Annotated in this window: 17 protein-coding genes; 2 read left to right on the forward strand and 15 right to left on the reverse strand. The window is 33.5% G+C overall.

Annotation, left to right across the window (positions count from 1 at the left end; all coding sequences use genetic code 11):
- Positions 1-93 precede the first annotated feature (93 nt).
- Entirely contained in the window at positions 94-483 is a 390-nt protein-coding gene (gene ytxJ, locus AAEO59_RS08645; protein ID WP_341700337.1) for a bacillithiol system redox-active protein YtxJ, read from the forward strand.
- 321 nt (positions 484-804) lie between these two features.
- On the opposite strand, the gene AAEO59_RS08650 is transcribed toward ytxJ, so the two are convergent.
- The 15 genes from AAEO59_RS08650 to AAEO59_RS08720 all read right to left on the reverse strand — a co-directional run bounded on the left by AAEO59_RS08650 (position 805) and on the right by AAEO59_RS08720 (position 17,801).
- Complete coding sequence (locus AAEO59_RS08650) at positions 805-1,968, reverse strand: hypothetical protein (protein ID WP_341700338.1); 1,164 nt, start codon at positions 1,966-1,968, stop codon at positions 805-807.
- Positions 1,968-2,951: a DUF2157 domain-containing protein gene (locus AAEO59_RS08655; RefSeq protein ID WP_341700339.1), complete on the reverse strand. Its 984-nt coding sequence runs from the start codon at positions 2,949-2,951 to the stop codon at positions 1,968-1,970. The genes AAEO59_RS08650 and AAEO59_RS08655 overlap by 1 nt, the downstream gene beginning before the upstream one ends.
- Positions 2,952-3,072: 121 nt before the next feature.
- A complete protein-coding gene (gene argH, locus AAEO59_RS08660) occupies positions 3,073-4,353 on the reverse strand; it encodes an argininosuccinate lyase (protein WP_341700340.1) in 1,281 nt (426 codons plus the stop codon).
- A 97-nt stretch (positions 4,354-4,450) separates the two neighbouring features.
- Positions 4,451-5,137 carry a tetratricopeptide repeat protein gene (locus AAEO59_RS08665; RefSeq protein WP_341700341.1) on the reverse strand — a complete coding sequence of 229 codons (687 nt, stop codon included), beginning with the start codon at positions 5,135-5,137 and terminating at the stop codon, positions 4,451-4,453.
- 59 nt (positions 5,138-5,196) lie between these two features.
- Entirely contained in the window at positions 5,197-6,267 is a 1,071-nt protein-coding gene (locus tag AAEO59_RS08670) for a M20 family metallo-hydrolase (RefSeq protein WP_341700342.1), read from the reverse strand.
- Complete coding sequence (argB, locus tag AAEO59_RS08675) at positions 6,264-7,052, reverse strand: acetylglutamate kinase (protein WP_341700343.1); 789 nt, start codon at positions 7,050-7,052, stop codon at positions 6,264-6,266. The genes AAEO59_RS08670 and argB overlap by 4 nt, the downstream gene beginning before the upstream one ends.
- Positions 7,039-7,992: an N-acetylornithine carbamoyltransferase gene (locus AAEO59_RS08680; RefSeq protein ID WP_341700344.1), complete on the reverse strand. Its 954-nt coding sequence runs from the start codon at positions 7,990-7,992 to the stop codon at positions 7,039-7,041. Before AAEO59_RS08680 ends, argB begins: the two co-directional genes overlap by 14 nt.
- A 119-nt stretch (positions 7,993-8,111) precedes the next feature.
- Positions 8,112-8,873, reverse strand: coding sequence for a glutamate 5-kinase (proB, locus tag AAEO59_RS08685; protein WP_341700345.1), 762 nt, complete (start codon positions 8,871-8,873; stop codon positions 8,112-8,114).
- A gap of 157 nt (positions 8,874-9,030) precedes the next feature.
- Complete coding sequence (locus tag AAEO59_RS08690) at positions 9,031-10,227, reverse strand: glutamate-5-semialdehyde dehydrogenase (protein WP_341700346.1); 1,197 nt, start codon at positions 10,225-10,227, stop codon at positions 9,031-9,033.
- Between the two features lie 137 nt (positions 10,228-10,364).
- Positions 10,365-11,501, reverse strand: coding sequence for an aspartate aminotransferase family protein (locus AAEO59_RS08695; RefSeq protein ID WP_341700347.1), 1,137 nt, complete (start codon positions 11,499-11,501; stop codon positions 10,365-10,367).
- 91 nt (positions 11,502-11,592) lie between these two features.
- Positions 11,593-12,570: an N-acetyl-gamma-glutamyl-phosphate reductase gene (gene argC / locus AAEO59_RS08700; protein ID WP_341700348.1), complete on the reverse strand. Its 978-nt coding sequence runs from the start codon at positions 12,568-12,570 to the stop codon at positions 11,593-11,595.
- Positions 12,571-12,689: 119 nt separating this feature from the next.
- Complete coding sequence (locus tag AAEO59_RS08705) at positions 12,690-13,883, reverse strand: argininosuccinate synthase (RefSeq protein WP_341700349.1); 1,194 nt, start codon at positions 13,881-13,883, stop codon at positions 12,690-12,692.
- A gap of 87 nt (positions 13,884-13,970) precedes the next feature.
- Entirely contained in the window at positions 13,971-14,588 is a 618-nt protein-coding gene (locus AAEO59_RS08710) for a GNAT family N-acetyltransferase (protein ID WP_341700350.1), read from the reverse strand.
- A gap of 421 nt (positions 14,589-15,009) precedes the next feature.
- Entirely contained in the window at positions 15,010-16,194 is a 1,185-nt protein-coding gene (locus tag AAEO59_RS08715; RefSeq protein ID WP_341700351.1) for a hypothetical protein, read from the reverse strand.
- A gap of 137 nt (positions 16,195-16,331) precedes the next feature.
- A complete protein-coding gene (locus AAEO59_RS08720) occupies positions 16,332-17,801 on the reverse strand; it encodes an MFS transporter (protein ID WP_341700352.1) in 1,470 nt (489 codons plus the stop codon).
- A gap of 274 nt (positions 17,802-18,075) precedes the next feature.
- Between AAEO59_RS08720 and AAEO59_RS08725 the strand changes: the two genes are divergently transcribed.
- Positions 18,076-20,115: a beta-N-acetylhexosaminidase gene (locus AAEO59_RS08725; protein ID WP_341700353.1), complete on the forward strand. Its 2,040-nt coding sequence runs from the start codon at positions 18,076-18,078 to the stop codon at positions 20,113-20,115.
- The last annotated feature ends 99 nt before the right edge of the window (positions 20,116-20,214 follow it).

Raw genomic sequence — 20,214 nt, forward strand, 5'->3', positions numbered from 1 at the left:
TTATATTCCATAGTAAATTTAAGGACAAAAAGGCATTTAAAAGCTGATTTTTATCAGTTTCTAATGTCAAAAAGTCAGAAAATAAGTCAAAATATGAGTTTTTTAAAAAATATCTTCGGGAGCGATGAAGCTCCAAAACAACAGGAATCCAAAATTAATTGGGAAAATCTAACTGATTTAAATCAATTGGGTGAAATTATTTTTAATTCGAATGAGAAACCGGCAGTGATTTTTAAACACAGTACGCGTTGTAGTGTCAGCAGAATGGCGCTAAAACAATTTGAAAACGAATTCAATTTAGAAGAAGAGGTTACGCCTTATTTTCTGGATTTAATTAGCTATCGCGAAATTTCGAATGAAATAGCCAATCGTTTTCAGGTGCAACATCAATCACCACAAATTTTGGTAATTAAAGACGGAAAATCAATTTATGATGCGTCGCATTCCGATATCGATGCGGAAAGTTTGAAGGAGTTGGTTTAGTTTTTTTTACGCAAAGTAATAGCAGTTTTTTCTCCAAGTTTCGCTAAGTTTTTGCCTTCTTTGCGAAGAAAAAATAGCCACGGACCTGTCTGTTGACAGGCTGGTTAAACAGATTAAAAGGATTTTTCTTTGTGTTTTCTGTAGTTATTTTTTTGCCACAGATTGCACGGATTATTACAGATTTACACAAATTTTATATGTTGTCTTTGGGTGAACTTTGTGACTTTTGAGGTAATTTTTTTGCCACAGATTAAAAGATTAGGATAGATTTTTTTTGTGTCCTTTGCGGTTAAATTTTTATACCACAAATGATATTAAATCTTAATAATTTCCGCTGGAGCCACCACCACTAAAACCACCTCCGCCAAATTTTATTTTAGACTCATCGAGTGTAGTGGGTTTCATACCCATTTGTGAAGCGGTAATTAGTATTTCGGCATTTGCAAGTGCATTCGAATTTAGAAAACGATCGATTTTAAAAGTGATACCGGACTCCTTTTCTTTAATGCTTCTTATAACAAAAAAGCTAAAGAAGAATAGTATCATGCCAGCAGCTGTCAAAGCTATTTCTACTGGGAGCAAAGCATAATAATAACGAATCGTATAGATTGAAAATGTCAAAGCAAGTACTCCAATCCAGAGCATGAATCGATTTCTTGCTTTTAACGCTCTAAAAATATAAGTCAGTGGTACCAAAAAAGTAAAAAGATAAAAGAAAGGAGCAAAAGTAATGTCTTGGCCTTTAGGTATTTCTGTTCCTAATAATAGAATTGATAATTCTCTTACCACGAGGTAATTACCCGCTAAATAAAACAAAATCAAGGCGTAGTTATTGGTAAGCAAAATTCCGTTGTAGTAATAACTATTTGTGACTTTTTCTAAACTTTTTTTGCTTAGCCAATAACCAACTACTGCAAATAGCATCATGATGAAAGGAAGTAATGATTTTGCAATTACACCCAATTCAAAGGTAGTATAAGCAATTGTGGCTGTAGCTGCGAGACAAGCAATTAAGGCTGATGAGAGATGTAAATAGCGTAGGTATGTTAGGATAGCTGCTATAGAAATTACACAAGTAATAAGTAATTCGCTACCGTCAAAAGTGCTGCCTGTAAAAACACCTAAAGCTAATAAGAATCCTAAAAGATAGGCATCGTCTAATCCGTGGCCAAAATAATTTTCTCGACTAAAGTATTCTAATCCAATAATACCTACAAGGGCAATTATTAATACTATTATCGATAAGTGATTTTGAAATAATTGAAATAGAGTTAAAGATAAAGTTCCACAAATGGAGGAATACATTAAGCAGCCTAAAAGAAAAAATCCTAATCTAACTAAGAGGTTTTTATTGGTTTTTAAATGATTAAGTTGGCTATGAATATTTTCAAATTGTTCCTTAGAAATGAAGCCGGCGTTTTTTAAATCCTTTGCTTCATCAAGTAAAATGGAGTTGTCCAGCAAATTTTTATCGTAGGCGATCATTAGTTATTCTTTTTATTAAAATTTTTAATCTGTTTAGTAAATAATAAGATAGAACCAACAAAGTATATAGGTGCTAACATAAGATAAAATTCCAGGATTATTTTAGAAGAGAGAAAGTCTATTATTTTAAAAAGTACTACATTTAATCCAATATAGGCGTAAATATGTGTGAAAAAATAGAGAGATAAGGCTTTGTAATCTATACTTTTGAAATAGAAATAAATGGTACTTAAACCTAGAATTAGTTCAAAAACAAACCAATAATTTTCGAATAAATTAGCAATACTAGCTATCGAAATCAGATGTAAGGCAAATGTGAGAAAGATGAAAGCAAAGTGTTCTTTGAGTTTTGATTTTTCACTATAGACGGTCCAAAGAATCAATAGAATTCCTAATCCAATAGCTGAATAACTCAAATCTGGATTGTCATAAAATTTATTGTTTAATATAGCAGTTGGATTAATACTTAAACCTATGTACGCTGTTAATCCAGAAATAGCAATAGAAAGCGAACTTTTATTGTCAAAATAATAGGCGCAAAAAAAACTGACCAGCGTAGGAACTAAGGTTGCCAATCCGAAATGCGTTCCAAAAGTATTGTACTGTAATTGTAGATAGCCAATAAAAATACAACTCAATAAATTGGCAGCTAAAACCAAATAATCAAAGACAGGATTGGAAAAGGTAGTTTCTGTTTTTTTAAAACCCTCAAAATTTTTGAAACAAAAATAAAAACTAACAGCAATAACAACTAACAACAAACATAAAATGACGGTATGCCCAATGGTATCAATATTTTGATAAATTAAAATACCCATTCCAGTAGTGAACATAATAACGGAGAGATACAAAAGGATTTTCAATTCGTTATGAAGTGAAAAAAAATCCCTATTTCGGTAGTTGTTTATTTCAGTTGCCTGCTCCGGAGATATAAATTGCTGATCAGCGAGAGTTTGAGTTGCCTTTTGATGAAAATTGGTCATAAAACATAAATGAATAAAATCAAATTTACATTTTATATTTAAAACTTTCTTATAAATAGGTTTTTATTTACAAGTAAAATGGTTGGTTATAAAAAAGGTGCTCATAAAGCACCTTTTTTATTTAGAATGAAGCATTCATTTTTTCTTTTATCTCATTCAAACAAAGGTTATTGATACTTCCTTCGTGTGTATGTTTGGTTGCTTTGGGTGATTGATAATTTCCGGCTTCAATTTGCAAAGCTACTTCTTTGTAAGCATCTCTAAATGGAATTCCGGCGGTTACCATTTCGTTCAAAGTATCTACAGTAAATAGATAATCGTATTTTTTATCTTCTAAAATATTTTCTTTTACCTTGATATCCGGAATAGAGAAAATAGCAATATCCAAACAAGCTTTTAAGTTTTGGATCGCAGGGAAAACACCTTCTTTTAAAAGTTGTAAATCTCTGTGATAACCGCTTGGTAAGTTGTTGGTGATTAAAGTTAACTCATAAGGTAATGCCTGAATCTTGTTGCATTTTCCACGGATAAGTTCAAATACATCCGGATTCTTTTTATGAGGCATAATGCTTGAACCTGTAGTCAGATTAGCCGGTAAACCAATGAAATCAAAATTTTGGCTCATATACAAACATACGTCATAGGCAAATTTAGCAAGTGTTCCTGCAACACTAGCCATTGCAAAAGAAACTGTTTTCTCTGATTTTCCACGACTCATTTGTGCTGCTACTGAATTGTACTTTAGCGTACTGAAACCCATTTCCTTGGTGGTAAACGTTCGGTCAATAGGGAAGGAGCTACCGTATCCTGCAGCAGAACCTAAAGGGTTTTGATCTACTACTTTTAAAGCAGCATTCAACATACTCATATCGTCTATTAAACTTTCAGCATAAGCGGAAAACCACATTCCGAATGAACTTGGCATAGCAATTTGCAAATGGGTATAGCCCGGCAATAAGACGTTTTGGTGTTTTTCAGCAGAAGCCATTAACAAATCAAAAAGTGATTTAACTTGTTGTTTTAATTGCAGCACTTCTTCTTTTAGATACAAATTCATATCCACTAAAACCTGATCGTTACGGGAACGGGCTGTGTGGATTTTTTTTCCGGCATCACCTACTTTTTGGGTCAATAAATATTCGACTTTTGAATGGACGTCTTCAAATGAATCTTCGATTGTAAAATTTCCGGCTTTGATATCTTCCTGAATTTCTGCTAATGCACCTAATAAATCTTCGCATTCTTCATTGGTGATCAAGCCAATTTTAGCAAGCATTTTTGCCTGAGCGATGTTTCCAGTTACATCATGTTTGGCTAAAATCAAATCTAATTCACGATCGTTTCCTACGGTGAATAAATCGATTTGTTTATCAGTTGGTATTCCTTTTTCCCAAAGTTTCATAATTGTATTTTTGTTTTGGATTGTAGAAGCTACTATAAAGTTGTTCTTACTATGTTTTTTTACAGAGAAATTCAGAAATTATTTTAAGATTTCAAAATTATTTTTTGCATAATTGATTTAATGCATTTGTATATTCTGTTGTTATCGGTTTTCCTCCAAGTTTTAAGCATTGATTATAATATTTTAATGCATTTCCACAATCTTTTTTTAAATAATAACTAGCAGAAAGTTTAAATAAAGTATTTTGATTTTTAGAATCTATAATTAATGACTTTTTAAATAAATCTATTGCTGTATTTAAATCATTTAAAGTATTTGTTATTTGATATTTACTCATGTAAACAGATGCTTTGTCAGTAATTAGATTTGAACTGTGAGAGTTTAAAACTAGTCCTTCTTCATACTGAGTTAATGCATTTTTAAAATCTTTGAAGGTAAAATATACAGCTCCAAATCCCCAAAAGACATTTTCGTTTTTTGGGTCAAGAAGCCAAGCTTGATTAAATCTATACATTGCAGTTTTTATATCTCCTTTGTACAAATAATCGAAACCAAGTTTGATTAATAATTCAGAACCTTTATGGCGTGTTCCTGTTTGTGCTACATAATCTGCAATAAGTTTATTATCAGCGACTATTTGAGCCTCAGTTTTTTTTACATTACCATATTTAGGTAAAAGTCGAATATTATTTTTTGCTTCTGATTTCCATTCATCATATTTTATTTGTTGACCAAATCCTAAATAAGAAATTAATAATACTAGTATAGATAATAAGGATTTCATAAATATTTAGTCTAAAATGATAAATTTTGAATAAAAATAAAAGATTCTAAAATTAGAGATTAGCTTCTTAAAAAATCAGTCAATATTCTAATGTACAATTCGATTCCTTCTTCGATTTCGTTTAAATAAATAAATTCATCCGCCGAGTGTGAACGTAAACTGTCACCAGGTCCTAATTTTAATGATTTACAGTATAAAACGGACTGATCTGAAAGGGTAGGAGAGCCGTAAGTAGTTCTTCCTAATGCAATACCTGCCTGAACTAATCCGTGAGATACCGGGATAGATGATGCATTTAAGTGCATCGAACGCGGATTGACTTCGGCGTTCACATTCTCTCTTACAGTCGCTAAAATTTCGGTATTATTGTAGCAGTCGTTTACGCGGATATCTACAACTAATTCACATTCTGATGGAACGACATTGTGTTGTTTTCCGGCATTAATTTGGGTTACGGTCATTTTTACAGGACCTAAAACCTCAGATATTTTTTCGAATTGGTAATTTTTAAACCATTCAATTACCGGCAATGTATTATAAATAGGATTGTCCGGGTTGTTGTGTGCGGCGTGACTGGCTGTTCCGTTTACTTTAACATCCAAAACTAATAAACCTTTTTCGGCTACGGCTAATTGCATCAATGTTGGCTCACCTACAATTGCGCATTCTAATTCCGGTAAATGTTTTAAAACACTGTTCAATCCATTTCTACCGCTACTTTCTTCTTCGGCCGAAGCTACCACTACGATATTGTAGGGTAAATTTTCGCTGGCATAAAAATGTGTAAAAGTAGCAATTAAAGAAACCAGACAACCTCCGGCATCATTACTTCCTAAACCAAATAATTTCCCGTCTTCAACGATGGCTTTAAATGGATCTTTAGTGTACGATTTATTCGGTCTTACAGTGTCGTGATGAGAGTTTAAAAGTATTGTTGGTTTGTTTTTGTCGAAATTTTTATTGAAAGCCCAAATATTGTTGTTTTCTCTCTCGAAAGGAATGTTATTTTGAGTAAACCAATTTTCGATTAAAAGTGCTGTTTGATCTTCTTCACTCGAAAAGGAAGGGGTTTCAATTAGCGATTTTAATAACGCAATGGCTTCTTGTGTAAGAGTTGCTATGTTTTTCATAAAGTTATTGTAGTATGCAATGCCGCTTTATTTTGTAACATTCTGTGATGACCAATTTTTATTTTTTGCACTCCTTTAGACAGGCTGTTGAAACAGTTGTCTAATTTTGGAATCATTCCGGAATGAATGGCACCTTCTTCTTTTAATTGCGAATAAAGCTCGGAATTGATTTGTTGGATTACAGAATCCTCATCCTCAACATCTGTTAAAACACCGGCTTTTTCGAAGCAATAGTTCAGAGTAACTTCAAAAACTTCTGAGGCTGCAATGGCCAATTCGCTGGCGATTGTATCTGCATTGGTGTTTAATAATTGTCCGTTTTTATCGTGCGTAATGGCACAAAAAACAGGAACAATTCCACTGTTGATTAAGGTTTCCAATAATGGCGTATTCACTTTTTGCACATCGCCTACAAAACCATAATCAATGGTTGGGTGATTTCTTTTAATTGACTGGATTAAATTCCCATCAGCACCCGAAAATCCCATTGCATTGGTGTTATTTGCCTGTAATTGAGCAACAATATTTTTGTTGATTTCTCCGGCATAAATCATTACTACGACATCCAACATGGGTTTATCGGTAATGCGTCGCCCTTCAATCATTTGAGGGACTAAACCAATACTTTGAGCCATTTTGGTAGCCGATTTTCCGCCACCGTGAACCAGAATTTTATTACCTTCAATCTTAGAAAAATCAGCTAAGAAATTAGTTAATTCGGCAGGATTATCAATGATGTTTCCACCAATTTTTATGATAGATAATGGTTGCTTATTTTTTTCCATTTTCTAATATTTTTTGTAGAACTAATTGAGCTGAATAGGTTCTATTGTTAGCTTGTTCGATAACAACTGAATTCTCGCTGTCAATTACTTCATCAGTAACAATTACATTTCTTCTAACAGGCAAACAGTGCATGAATTTAGCATTATTAGTCAAAGCCATTTTCTCAGCAGTTACGGTCCAGTTTGGATCTGAATTCGTTATTTTTCCGTATTCTTTGTAATTACTCCAGTTTTTGGCATAGATAAAATCAGCATTTTCAAAAGCCTTATTTTGATCGTATTCAATTACTGAATCTTTAGTGATTTCAGGATTCAATTCGTAACCTTCCGGATGTGTGATTACAAAATCCATATCTTTTTGCTTTTGCATCATTTCTACAAAAGAATTAGGAACTGCCTGAGGTAAAGCTCTTGGATGAGGAGCCCAGGTTAAAACTACTTTGGCCCTGTGTTTGGTTTTGTGTTCCGCCATTGTAATCGCATCAGCAAGAGATTGCATCGGATGTCCCGTAGCACTTTCCATGTTCACAACCGGCACAGAAGCGTATTTCATGAAACCGGAAATTACCGTTTCGGCATTGTCTTTTTCTTTGTCTACTAATCCGGCAAAAGCTCTGATAGCGATAATGTCGCAATATTGAGAAACAACGGCTGCGGCTTCTTTAATATGCTCTGAAGATCCCTGATTCATCACGGCTCCGTCCTGAAATTCCAGTGTCCAGCCTTCGCTGTTAAAATTCATTACAATTACGTCCATACCCAAATTCATAGCTGCTTTTTGCGTACTCAAACGGGTTCTTAAACTGGAATTAAAAAACAACATCCCTAAGGTTTTGTTCTTTCCTAATTTCTTCTTTTTAAGCGGATTTTTTTTGATTTTTAGCGCTTGCTTCACCCATTTGTCGAGTGAGTCTATGTCTTGTATGGATAAAAAGTTCATAATTCTAAATAATTTTTACGCTGTTAAAAGGATAATAGCGGATTTATATTTCGTTATTATTATTTGTACGCTGATTAAACGGATTCGCTAATGTGAATTAGTGTTATCTGTGTTCCTATCTATACAATCTTTGTAAATGCAATTTCGTTTTTTAAAGCTTTTAATATAAAATTATCTTCTAAGCCATTTACCACCCAGGTTTCGATTTTTGCTTCTTTGGCAATGGCAGCAGAATCAATTTTAGACTGCATTCCACCTGTTCCATGAGATGATTTAGAATCCCCAATTTCTTTTTGTAATACACTCAAATCAGTAACTAATTCAATTGTTTCAGGATATTCATTATGAATCGATGCTTTGGTGTAAATACCATTGGTGTTAGTTCCTATGATAAATATATCGGCTTTTAATAAAACAGCTGTCAAAGCGGCTAATTTATCGTTGTCACCAAATTTAATTTCATCCGTAGCAACTGTATCGTTTTCATTGATGATTGGGATGTAATTATTTTTGACCAATACATTGATGGTGTTTACGATGTTCTTCTTTGTTTGTTCTTTTTCGAAATCAGAATAAGAAAGTAAACATTGTGAAGTATTTAAACCTAAATCCTTAAAGTTTTCATTGTAAATACGCATCAAATGTGGCTGACCAATGGATGCCAAAGCCTGTTTGACAAAGACATCTTTATCGTTGTTATCTAATTTTACAAATTGTTTAGCAGCTGCAATAGCTCCCGAACTTACAATTATAAATTCGTATTCATCTTTCAAAGCCGCTATTTGCATACCAATATCCTCAATCTTTCCTCTCGAAATATGATTGGTTTCTTTGGTTAAGGTGTTGCTTCCTAATTTTAATAAAATTCTTTTTTTTGCCATTTTTTAAATGCAAAGTTTTATTTTTTCAACTACAAAGCCCACAAAGTTTTCGCAAAGTGCACTAAGTTTATATGTTCTTTTATGTTTTGTATCAAATTTAGTTCTCGACTGCGCTCGAACTGACAACTGACGACTGACGACTGATTACTGACCACTGCTATCTAATCTGTCCTTCGCCGTAAATATACCATTTATTAGTTACCAAGTGCTGTAAACCAATTGGTCCGCGTTGGTGTAATTTATCAGTACTGATGGCTAATTCACCACCTAAACCAAACTGACCACCGTCAGTAAATCGGGTAGAGGCATTATGGTAAACAGATGAAGCATCAATACTTTCCATAAAATCCTGAGCAATTGTTTTATCTTCAGTTATAATGGAAGCCGAATGTCCGCCACAATATTTGTTGATTTTAGCAATTGCTTCCTGATTAGAGTTTACTGTTCCAATAACGATTTTATAATCCAAAAATTCTTCGTACCAAATCAAATCGTTTTCAATCGCTTGTATTCCGGTTGCTTTTGCAACTGAATCATCACCCAAAACGGTAACTTTAAATTTCTCTAATTCGCTTACTAATTGTTTTGCAAAAGCTTCCCAATTTGGCAAATTCGTATCAATTAAAACTTTATCTAAAGCGTTGCAAACCGATATGTTTGAGGTTTTTCCATTAATAATAATGTTTGTCGCTTTTTCTAAATCGGCATCGGCATTGACATATACAAAATTATTTCCACGACCACTTACAATCACTGGGCAACTAGCGTGTTTTTTAGTAAATTCAATCAGTTTTTCACCACCACGAGGTACGATTAGATCGACTCTTTGTGTTGGTTTTTCTAAGAAAGCCTGAGTTTGAACTCGGTCATAATTCAAATATTCTACCCAGTCAGTTGAAACTCCATTGCTTTCTAAAGCCTGATGCCAAAGGCTTACAATCTTTTGATTAGAAAGTAACGATTCTTTTCCGCCTTTCAAAAGGATTTTATTTCCCGATTTAAAAGCGATTCCTCCCGCTTCAACAGTTACGTCCGGACGGGATTCGTATATGATTAAAATAGTTCCAAAAGCAGCTGTTTTATTGCTGATTTTCATGCCGTTGTCATGGGTGAATTCATAACGAACTTGTCCCACAGGATCTTCTTGACTGGCTAATTGTTGTACAGAAAGAATCATGCCGTCAACTTTAGCATCGTCAACGAGTAAGCGTTTTTCCATAGCTAAATCTTCACCATTATAATTGGCTAAATCCTGCTGATTGATGGCTTTTAAAGCGTCTCTTTCTTGTTCTAACAAAGCCGCCATTGTGGTTAAAACAGCATTTCTTTTTTCGATTGGAAGTATTGTGTTCATTGTTTTATTTTGTTAAAAACAGAAAATATAAATTTAAAAATCAACCATATAAGTCATTTAAGTTCATTTAAGGGTAATGATAACAAGAACTTATTTGTACTTCTATGTCTTATATGGTGAAAAAATATTTTCAGAAATTATTTCAATTCAGCTAATGATTCCTGTAATGCTTTGATAAATGTGTCAATCGCATCAGTAGTAATCGTAAGCGGAGGAAGGATTCTCAATAAGTTTTTATTGTTGGCTCCACCTGTGAAAATATATTTTTCGATAATCATTTTCTTTCTTAAAGCACTCACGTCAAAGTCAAATTCAACTCCTAACATCAGTCCTCTTCCTTTTACCTTTTTGATTTCAGGAATAACTTTAATCGCTTCAAAGAAATATTCAGATACTTTGTTGGTGTTTTCGATTAATTTTTTGTCAGCCATCACGTCTAAAACCGCAATTCCGGCAGCACAAGCCAAATGACTTCCGCCAAAAGTAGTTCCTAATAAACCATAACTAGCTTGGAATTTAGGAGAAATCAAAACACCTCCAATAGGGAAACCGTTCCCCATTCCTTTAGCAGTAGTTACAATATCCGGATTGATTCCGTGGTGTTGAAAAGCAAAGAATTTCCCGCTTCTTCCGTAACCTGATTGTACTTCGTCTAAAATCAAAATCACATCGTTAGCTTTACAAGCTTTTTCCAAAGCCTGAAAAAACTCCGTTGTTCCCTGATCTAAACCACCAACTCCCTGAATAGGTTCGATGATAACCCCACAAATATCTCCTTTTTGTAATTCTGCTTCAACCAGTTCGATTTGGTTTAACGGTAAAAAAGTAACCTCTTGTTGTGCATTCAATGGCGCAACAATTTTTTTGTTATCAGTCACTGCAACTGCCGCAGAAGTTCTTCCGTGAAACGAATTGTCAAAAGCAATTACTCTTGATTTATTCGTATGGAAAGAAGCTAATTTTAATGCGTTTTCGTTGGCTTCAGCACCTGAACTGCATAAAAACAAGCTAAAATCAGTCAAACCTGAAGCTTTTCCTAATTTTTTAGCTAATTCTACTTGTAACGGATTTTGGATAGCATTCGAGTAAAAACTCAAATTATCCAATTGTTCTTTCACTTTCGCAACATAATCCGGTTGGGTGTGACCAATTGAAATTACTCCGTGACCAGAGTATAAATCTAAATATTCTGTTCCTTTTTCGTCGTAAATAGTACAGTCTACAGCTTTTACAGGCGTAATAGGATATAATGGGTAAACGTCAAATAAGTTCATTTTTTAATTAATTTAAAGATTTAAAAATTGAAGGATTTAAAGATTCTTATAATTTTTTAATTATTAAATCCTTCAATCTTTTAATTGTTTTTTAAAATCCACAAGGTTTTAGGTGTAATCCGGTAGTTTCTTCCAATCCAAACATTAAATTCATGTTTTGAACGGCTTGTCCGGAGGCTCCTTTTAATAAATTATCAATAATGGAAGTTATCAAAACCCGGTTTCCTTTTTTCATTAAACTAATAATACATTTGTTGGTTTGTACTACCTGTTTCATATTGATGTTGGTAGTTGTAACGGTTACAAATGGCTGATCGGCATAAAAAGCGTCGTATTTGGCAACCAAATCCTCTAAACTCTCTTCCGATCTTGTATATAAAGTTGCAAAAATTCCTCTTGGAAAATCGCCTCTGTTTGGAATAAAAATCAATTCGTCACTGAAAGAAACTTGCAACTGTTTCAAACTTTGGTTGATTTCGCCTAAATGTTGGTGTTCAAATGCTTTGTAGTGAGAGAAATTATTATTTCTCCAACTGAAATGCGAAGTAGCCGCCAGACCAACTCCGGCACCAGTACTTCCTGTGGTAGCATTAATATGAACATCTTCAGTCAATTTACCATCAGCGGCCAATGGCAGTAAAGCCAATTGAATAGCTGTTGCAAAACAACCCGGATTAGCAATATAATTTGCTGATTTAATATCGGTTTTGTTTAGTTCAGGCAAGCCGTAAACAAATGATTTTCCGTCGAAATTTTTATCTTTTGTCAAACGGAAATCATTTCCTAAGTCGATAATTTTCGTTGTATCAGAAAATTTGTTGTTTTCTAAAAACGAAATTGATTTTCCGTGTCCTAAACACAAGAAAAGTACATCCACATTAGGATTTACGGTATCGGTAAAATTCATTTCGATATCACCCAATAAATCGTGGTGCGCTGTCGAAAGCGGTTTTCCGGCATTAGTTGTACTGTAAACAAAATCTAATTTGGCATTAGGGTGAAACATCAGGATTCTAATTAATTCTCCTGCTGTATATCCTGAACCTCCAATTATTCCAATAGTAATCATAATCGTTTGTTTTAAAACATTTTATTTTGGCTTTTAATTTATAGCCACAGATTAAAATGATTACCACAGATTAAATCCTTTTAATCTTTTTAATCTGTGGCAATTTTTTTATTTAAAAATTACTCGTAAGTCTCTTTATTTACTGAAGAGAAAATGTTTTGAGCATTTCCTAAAATTTTGATGAATCCTTTAGCATCTTCAGATGTCCATGCATTGTTCATTTCTCCATATTGACCAAAACCAGTGTTCATCAAGTCATTTTCAGATTCGATACCGTCTAATGAGAAGTGGTATGGTTTCAATGAAACAAATACTTTCCCGTTTACTGTTTTTTGAGTATCTTCTAAGAATGTTTCGATGTTACGCATAACAGGATCTAAGAACTGACCTTCGTGGAATAACATTCCGTACCAGTTTCCTAATTGTTCTTTCCAGTATTGTTGCCATTTTCCTAGAGTGTGTTTCTCTAATAAATGGTGCGCTTTGATGATGATTAACGGAGCAGCAGCTTCAAAACCAACTCTTCCTTTGATTCCGATAATCGTATCACCTACGTGAATGTCTCTGCCAATTGCATAAGCACTAGCCAGTTTTTCTAAAGCTACAATATTGTTTGAAGGCTTATCAGCAACTCCGTTGATAGCTACCAATTCTCCTTTTTTGAATTCCAAAGTAACTTTTTCTTCACCTTGTTTTTGTAATTGAGAAGGGTAAGCTTCGCTTGGTAGTGGATCTTTAGAAGTCAAAGTTTCTTTTCCTCCTACAGAAGTTCCCCAAAGTCCTTTGTTGATAGAATATTGTGCTTTTTCCCAAGAATAGTGAACACCGTTTTTGATTAGGTAATCCACTTCTTCCTGTCTTGATAATTTCAAGTCACGGATAGGAGTGATGATTTCGATTTCAGGAGCGATGGTTTGGAAAATTAAATCAAAACGAATTTGGTCATTTCCTGCACCTGTACTTCCGTGCGCTATAGCAGTTGCACCAACAGATTTAGCATATTTAATTGCTTCGATAGCCTGAAAAACACGCTCAGCACTAACAGATAGTGGGTAAGTATTGTTTTTTAATACATTTCCATAAATCAAATATTTGATAGCTTTATCATAATATTTGTCTAAAATGGTAAGGTTAGCGTGTTTAGCGCTTCCCAGTTCGTAGGCTCTTTTTTCAATTGCATCTAATTCGGCATCATCAAAACCTCCTGTATTAATTAATACGGTGTGAACTTCATATCCTTGTTCATTTTTTAAATATTTAAGGCAATATGAGGTATCTAAACCTCCACTATAAGCTAATACAACTTTTTTCATTTTCTTTGATCTATTGGCTGTTACGATTCTGCTTGATAAGTTCCGTATTTAGCCTGATTATATTTAATTTATTTTGATTCTTTTACTTTATTCTAAAAACAATGCTTGTTTGATTTTTTTTAATCGGTTCCAAATCCTAACATTGAAGGGGTGCTTAGGCGGATCCTTAGGCTTTTCGGCAGGATCATATAGCATTCCGGTGCAAAGACACATTTTATAATCTTTGCTTTTTAAAATTTCAAAATTAGTACAGGTTTTACATCCGGACCAAAAAGTAGGATCGTTCGTTAACTCAGAAAAAGGTACTGGTTTATATCCTAACTCTGAATTGATTTTCATTACAGCTAATCCTGTAGTAATACCAAAAACTTTTGCTCCTGGGTATTTTTTTAAAGAATAATCAAATACAAAGCTTTTGATTTTTTTGGCCAAACCTAAATTTCTAAAATCAGGATGTACAATTAATCCGGAATGTGCAACAAATTTTCCATGTTGCCAACTTTCGATATAGCAGAAACCAGCAAATTCACCTTTTTTATCCAAAGCGATAACGGCATCTCTGTTAGCCATTTTCTTTTGGACATACTCAGGAGTTCTTTTTGCTATTCCGGTTCCTCTCAATAGGGCAGACGTTTCTATAGTATCACAAATAATTTGTGCATACTTAAAATGTTCTTCCTGAGCTATAACAATAGATATATTCATTTCAAGAGATGAATTTTGAGTTAAAAAATGTAAAATAATTATAATTCAATACTGAACCTTTTTTGAAATTGACTGCAAAATTAACATAATAATACCAACATGAAAAAATGTAGTAATATAAAAACGCTAATTTTTTGCTTTTTTGATAAGTTATTCCAATGGATAACGGCTGTAATTTCAATTTAGGTAATGATAAATAATGAATAATTAAACGAAAAACACTTGGATACTAAGCAAGTATCCGTACTTCGGGCGAAGTAATAGTTTCGTTTAACCGTGACAAAAAGGTAATATGTGCACTTTTATAATTCATTGGTGCAAAAATACACATATTTTTTAAACCTAACATTGATTTATCGTTTATTTTAACATTTCTTTACAGATAACTATTTTTGAGTTTAAATAGCTGTAATACAGATTGTTATTTAAATCTGTTTTTGCTAATGATTCCTTTTAATTTGGATTTTAAATCTTCTCCGGTGTTGTAAATCATTTGTTCGTTGCTAGGAAAAGGAATCAATCTTCTGTCAAAATAAGAATAATAAGATTCATCAGTCGCACGTTTATCGCCTTTGTAAGTGGCATATCCGTTAGTGAAAACAGATTCAGCTACAAGAGGAAATGATTGTAATAATTGTTTGTTTTTAAAATCTATATAATCAACATTGGCAGTTAGCTGACAGCCTTTGTATTGGTTGAATTCGTTAATGCGAATGGTGACCGTTTTTAAGTTATCAACCTTAACAATATTTCCTTTCTCATCTTTCACAACTTTACCGTCTTTGTCTAAAAGGATTTTTTGACCGTCTTTGATTTGTTTTTCCTTAATAAATTCTTTTTCTTTTATTTGCTCAGGACTAATATTAATCTCTCTGAAATTCATGATTAATTGGAAGTCATATTTGATTCCTTTTTGAATGCTACTATGATATACAGTCCATTTATCATTCAATCCTAAGGTGTTAAAATCCAATAAATCATTTTGCAAAGGCACAGGAATGACCATGTTAGTTTGATTACGTAAAACTACATTTACATAATATCTTCCTTTATTTAAAGCTTCTTCCTGTAATTGTAAAGTGTTTTGGTAATTTGGGTTGATTTGGTTTAAATATTCCAAATCATCATATGCTTTTCTAATATCCATTTTATTGGTGGATTTCAATAAAGACAAGCTATTTGCATATAGATATTTGGATAAGGCAATTTTACTGTCAACAATTTGTTTGTTGTAATTGTCGAATGGAAATTTGGCGTTTTTAGCTTCATTTATAAGTTGTAAAGGAAGTAATGGTTTGATTTTTTCCTGACGGTTATCAAGTTGTATATAAGTGTTGTATATTTTTTCCAGATTCGCAGGGTTTTTGTCCTGTTCTAATAAATTCAAACTTTTTAAATCTCTTTCTTTAGCTTTAAAAAAGGCTTCTTCCAGTAAATAAACATAATCCTGATTGCCTTTTTTATCTTTATTTGAACGTAAATTGTTGATAGCATTATCAATGGCTTCATCATAATTTCCTGAAGTAAGTAAGTTGCGGGTTTGTTTAACGCCACAAGATGCTAGGAATAATAAAAGTAAAGAAATTAAGAGTAGTTGTTTTTTCATTGTCTAAAAATTTTAGACAAATATATTTTTTTAAAATGAAATCAGCTTAGCGCATTGCTATTAAAGTGAAGTCCATATAAAAAAACAAAGCAGCCAAATTGATTTTTGACTGCTTAGTTAGAAAGTGTTAGTGATTATTAGTGTGATCCTCCTTCAGATTCCACATGGGAAATGCCTTGTTTCTTTAGAATTTGAGGGCAATAAAAGCCGTAAAAACCTAAGTAAGCAAATCCTAAGAGCGGAATAATATAAGAGAAATGTGTCCAAGAGATTCCCATGATTCCTTCGGGACTACTGATGTCAAAATCGCAAATTCGGCCTTGAATTAACGGAATTACACCACCACCCAAAATCATCATGATGAGGAAAGAAGAAGCTTTTCCGGTGTTTTTACCTAAACCAGCAATGGCTAAATCAAAGATGGATGGCCACATGATAGATAAGAACAATCCTCCTGAGATAAAGAAAAATTTAGCGATTTCCTTATCAGGATAGAAAAGTCCTAACAGCATCATTATAAATCCGGAAACACCAAAAAGCATCAGAGTTTTGCCAGCATTTTTACCTCCCAGAAAGCTGACAAAAACAAAAATTAAAATCCAAATTGGGTAAATATAGAAATCAGATACATTGTGTTCCGCAAAAATATTCGTGAAGATGATTACCCCAAACGCAACAGCAGGAACAACGAATTTCAGGATTAAATTGGTCGTTTTTGAAGTATCAAAAACATTCACACCACCGTTCCAGCGCCCAATCATCAAACTTCCCCAATACAAGGCAATAAAAGGAGGAATGGCTTCTTCTAAAATACTTCCGAATTCGGGCGTTTTTAATAAAGCAGGCAAATTACTGATGATAGTTACTTCGGTTCCTACGTAGATAAAAATAGCCAACATTCCTAAATACAATTGCGGATAATCCAAAATGCTGAAATTTTTATGACCGTGTTCAATTTTGGCTTCTTCTTCTTTTACCGGATCTTCAATTTTTGAGAAAAGCATAAAAAGTGCCACTAGAATGAAAGCACAACCTAAAATAATAAACGGAAGTTTGATGTCTTCTAATGAAAGAGCTGTTTTTTGGTTATCACCCATTCCAAATAACGCAATTCCTAATAAGATGGCGCCAATTGTTGTTCCAAAAGAATTAACTCCTCCGGCTAATGTTAAACGATGCGCACCAGTTGCCGGACTTCCCATTTTAATAGCCAGTGGATTAGCAACAATTTGTTGAATTGAAAAGCCTAAACCTACTGTAAATAAAGATGTTAAAAAGAACGAAAAACTTTCCATTGTAGCAGCTGGAACAAATAAAAACGAGCCAATTGCAGAAAGTGTCAAACCAGCTGCTAGTGTTTTCTTGTAGCCAAACTTTTGTAAAACATCTGATTTTAATGAGATTAAAAAGAAGATAATCGAACCTACAAAATAAGCGGCATAAAATGCCCAGGCAACTAATTGTGATTGTACCTGAGATAAGGTGAAAACCTTTTTAAAAACGGGAATTAATATGTCATTAGCAGAGCCAACAAACCCCCAAAAGAAAAAAACGGTAACAAGAGAGATGAATTGTCCCCACTTAGTTTGCTGATTTTCGGAATTCATAATTTTTTGATTCTTTTTTTTTGTTTATGGATATTTTTTTTACGGATGTTTTTTGTAAATGTATTTTTAATTTTTTTCTGCACAAAAACTAATTTTCTGTTTTTAACAGAATAAAGTCAGTTTTTCGACGAAACGTATCAATTTTACATGTTTTCGACAAATTTGTACATGTTTTTGTGTTTTGTTATTGTAGGTTTTGTATTTCAAAATTTATTCTTGAATATTTATATCACTATCTTTATGAGATAAACAAACTCTAATCACAATTTAAATCATGAAAAATAGAATAGGTATACGATACTCAATACTCTTATTATTTGTCGTTTTTATTACCCATGCACAAAACAATAAAAAACCACTACAATTAATGCCTTGGCCACAAAATATAACCGTATCTGAAGGTCAATTTTTATTAAGTAAAGATTTTGAAGTTAACTGTGTTGGTGCCGTTAATTCGAGAATATTAAAAGCGGCCACACAATTTTTAAGAAGAGTGGATGCGCGAAGCGGTTTGTTTTTTAAACAGGGCTATTTGACTAAAGCCAACGAATCTCCAAAAGCAGCATTGCAGATTAATTGTAAACGAATTGGGAAAGTTGAATTATATGAAGACGAAAGTTACCAATTAGCTGTAACTGCAAATTCAATAAACATTGATGCGAATACCGATTTAGGAGCTCTACATGCTTTAGAAACTTTGTATCAGTTGCTTCAAAATAATGGTTCCCAGTTTTATTTTCCTACTGTAACTATCAATGATAATCCGCGATATGTCTGGAGAGGATTGATGATTGACGGTTCAAGACATTTTATACCGTTGGAGGTGTTAAAACGCAATCTGGATGGAATGGCAGCGATGAAATTGAATGTGTTTCATTGGCATTTAGTTGATGATCAGGGATGGCGTATTGAAATTAAAAAATACCCACAATTAACAGAATTAGCTTCTGATGGACAGTTTTATACTCAAACAGAGATTGCAAGTATTGTAGATTATGCAACTGAAAAAGGAATTTTGGTAGTGCCTGAAATCGATGTTCCGGGACATGCTTCGGCAATTTTATCTGTTTTTCCCGAAATAGGAAGTGCGACAACTACTTATGCCGTTTCCCGAAAATCAGGAATTCATGATCCTACTTTGGATCCTACAAACCCTAAAACTTATGAAATTTTAGAAAATATTTTTAAGGAAGTATGTCCGTTGTTTCCGGGTGCTTATTTTCATATTGGTGGTGATGAAAATAATGGAGCAGAGTGGGATGCTAATCCGAAAATTCAGGAATTCAAGAAGAAGAATCATATAGAGAGTAATCACGATTTGCAAACCTATTTCAATATGAAGTTGGTTCCCATGCTTCAAAAACAAGGCAAGCAATTGATGGGATGGGAGGAAATTATGACTCCTAATATGTCTAAAGATGCTATTATTCACGCTTGGCGTGGTGTCAATGAAGGAGTAGAAGCAGGCGGGTCATTGATAAAAGCGGCCAAAAACGGATACAAAACGGTTTTGTCCAATGGTTTTTATATTGATTTGATGCTTTCGGTAGATTCTCATTATTTGAATGATCCAATGCCTAAAAATGCCGTTTTCACTCCAGCTGAAAAAGCTCGAATTCTGGGTGGCGAAGCGACCATGTGGAGCGAATTAGTCACTCCGTTAACGATTGATTCTCGCATTTGGCCACGAACAGCTGCCATTGCTGAAAGATTATGGTCCAGTGATACAGTGAAGGATTTGGAAAGCATGCATAAAAGACTAAAGGCGGTTTCTTATCAGTTGGAAACTATTGGTTTGACGCATATTAGAAACAAAGAAGTGATTTTGAGAAATATTGCTAATTATCAGGATACCAAAGCGCTGAATGATTTTACCAATATTTGCGAACCTTATAAAATTTATAAACGAAATGGTGGCGGAAAAAAATATTTTATGTATTCGCCTTTAACCTTATTTGCTGATGCCTGTGCTGCCGATGCTTCGGATGCGTATGAATTTAATAAAGCGGTTAAAAGTTTTTTAGAGAATAAGACTTTGGAAAACCAAAAGACCATTACGGATTATTTGAAAAAATGGGTGAATATGAATCAGGAGTTGGTGCAACTGAGTAATGATGCGCCTCTAATTCAACCGCTTTTACCAATGGCGAAGCAGTTAAGTACAATTGCCATTGAATTAGTGGCCAACTTAGAAAATAAAAAAGCACTCAATAAAACGCTAATTCAGGAAAACCTGAAACTACTCAATGAACGTAATGTTGCCGATGTGGAACTGGCCATTTATGAGAGTTTGAAGAAGTTGGCTGATTTATAAAGCTCTTGTTTTCAAACAAAAAACTCGTTTATCTGATTGTTTAGATAAACGAGTTTTTTTTTGCTCAGTTTGATGAGATTCCTCCTTCGTCGGAATGAC

It is taken from the genome of Flavobacterium flavipallidum (genome assembly GCF_038289905.1).
GTDB classification, from domain to species: domain Bacteria; phylum Bacteroidota; class Bacteroidia; order Flavobacteriales; family Flavobacteriaceae; genus Flavobacterium; species Flavobacterium flavipallidum.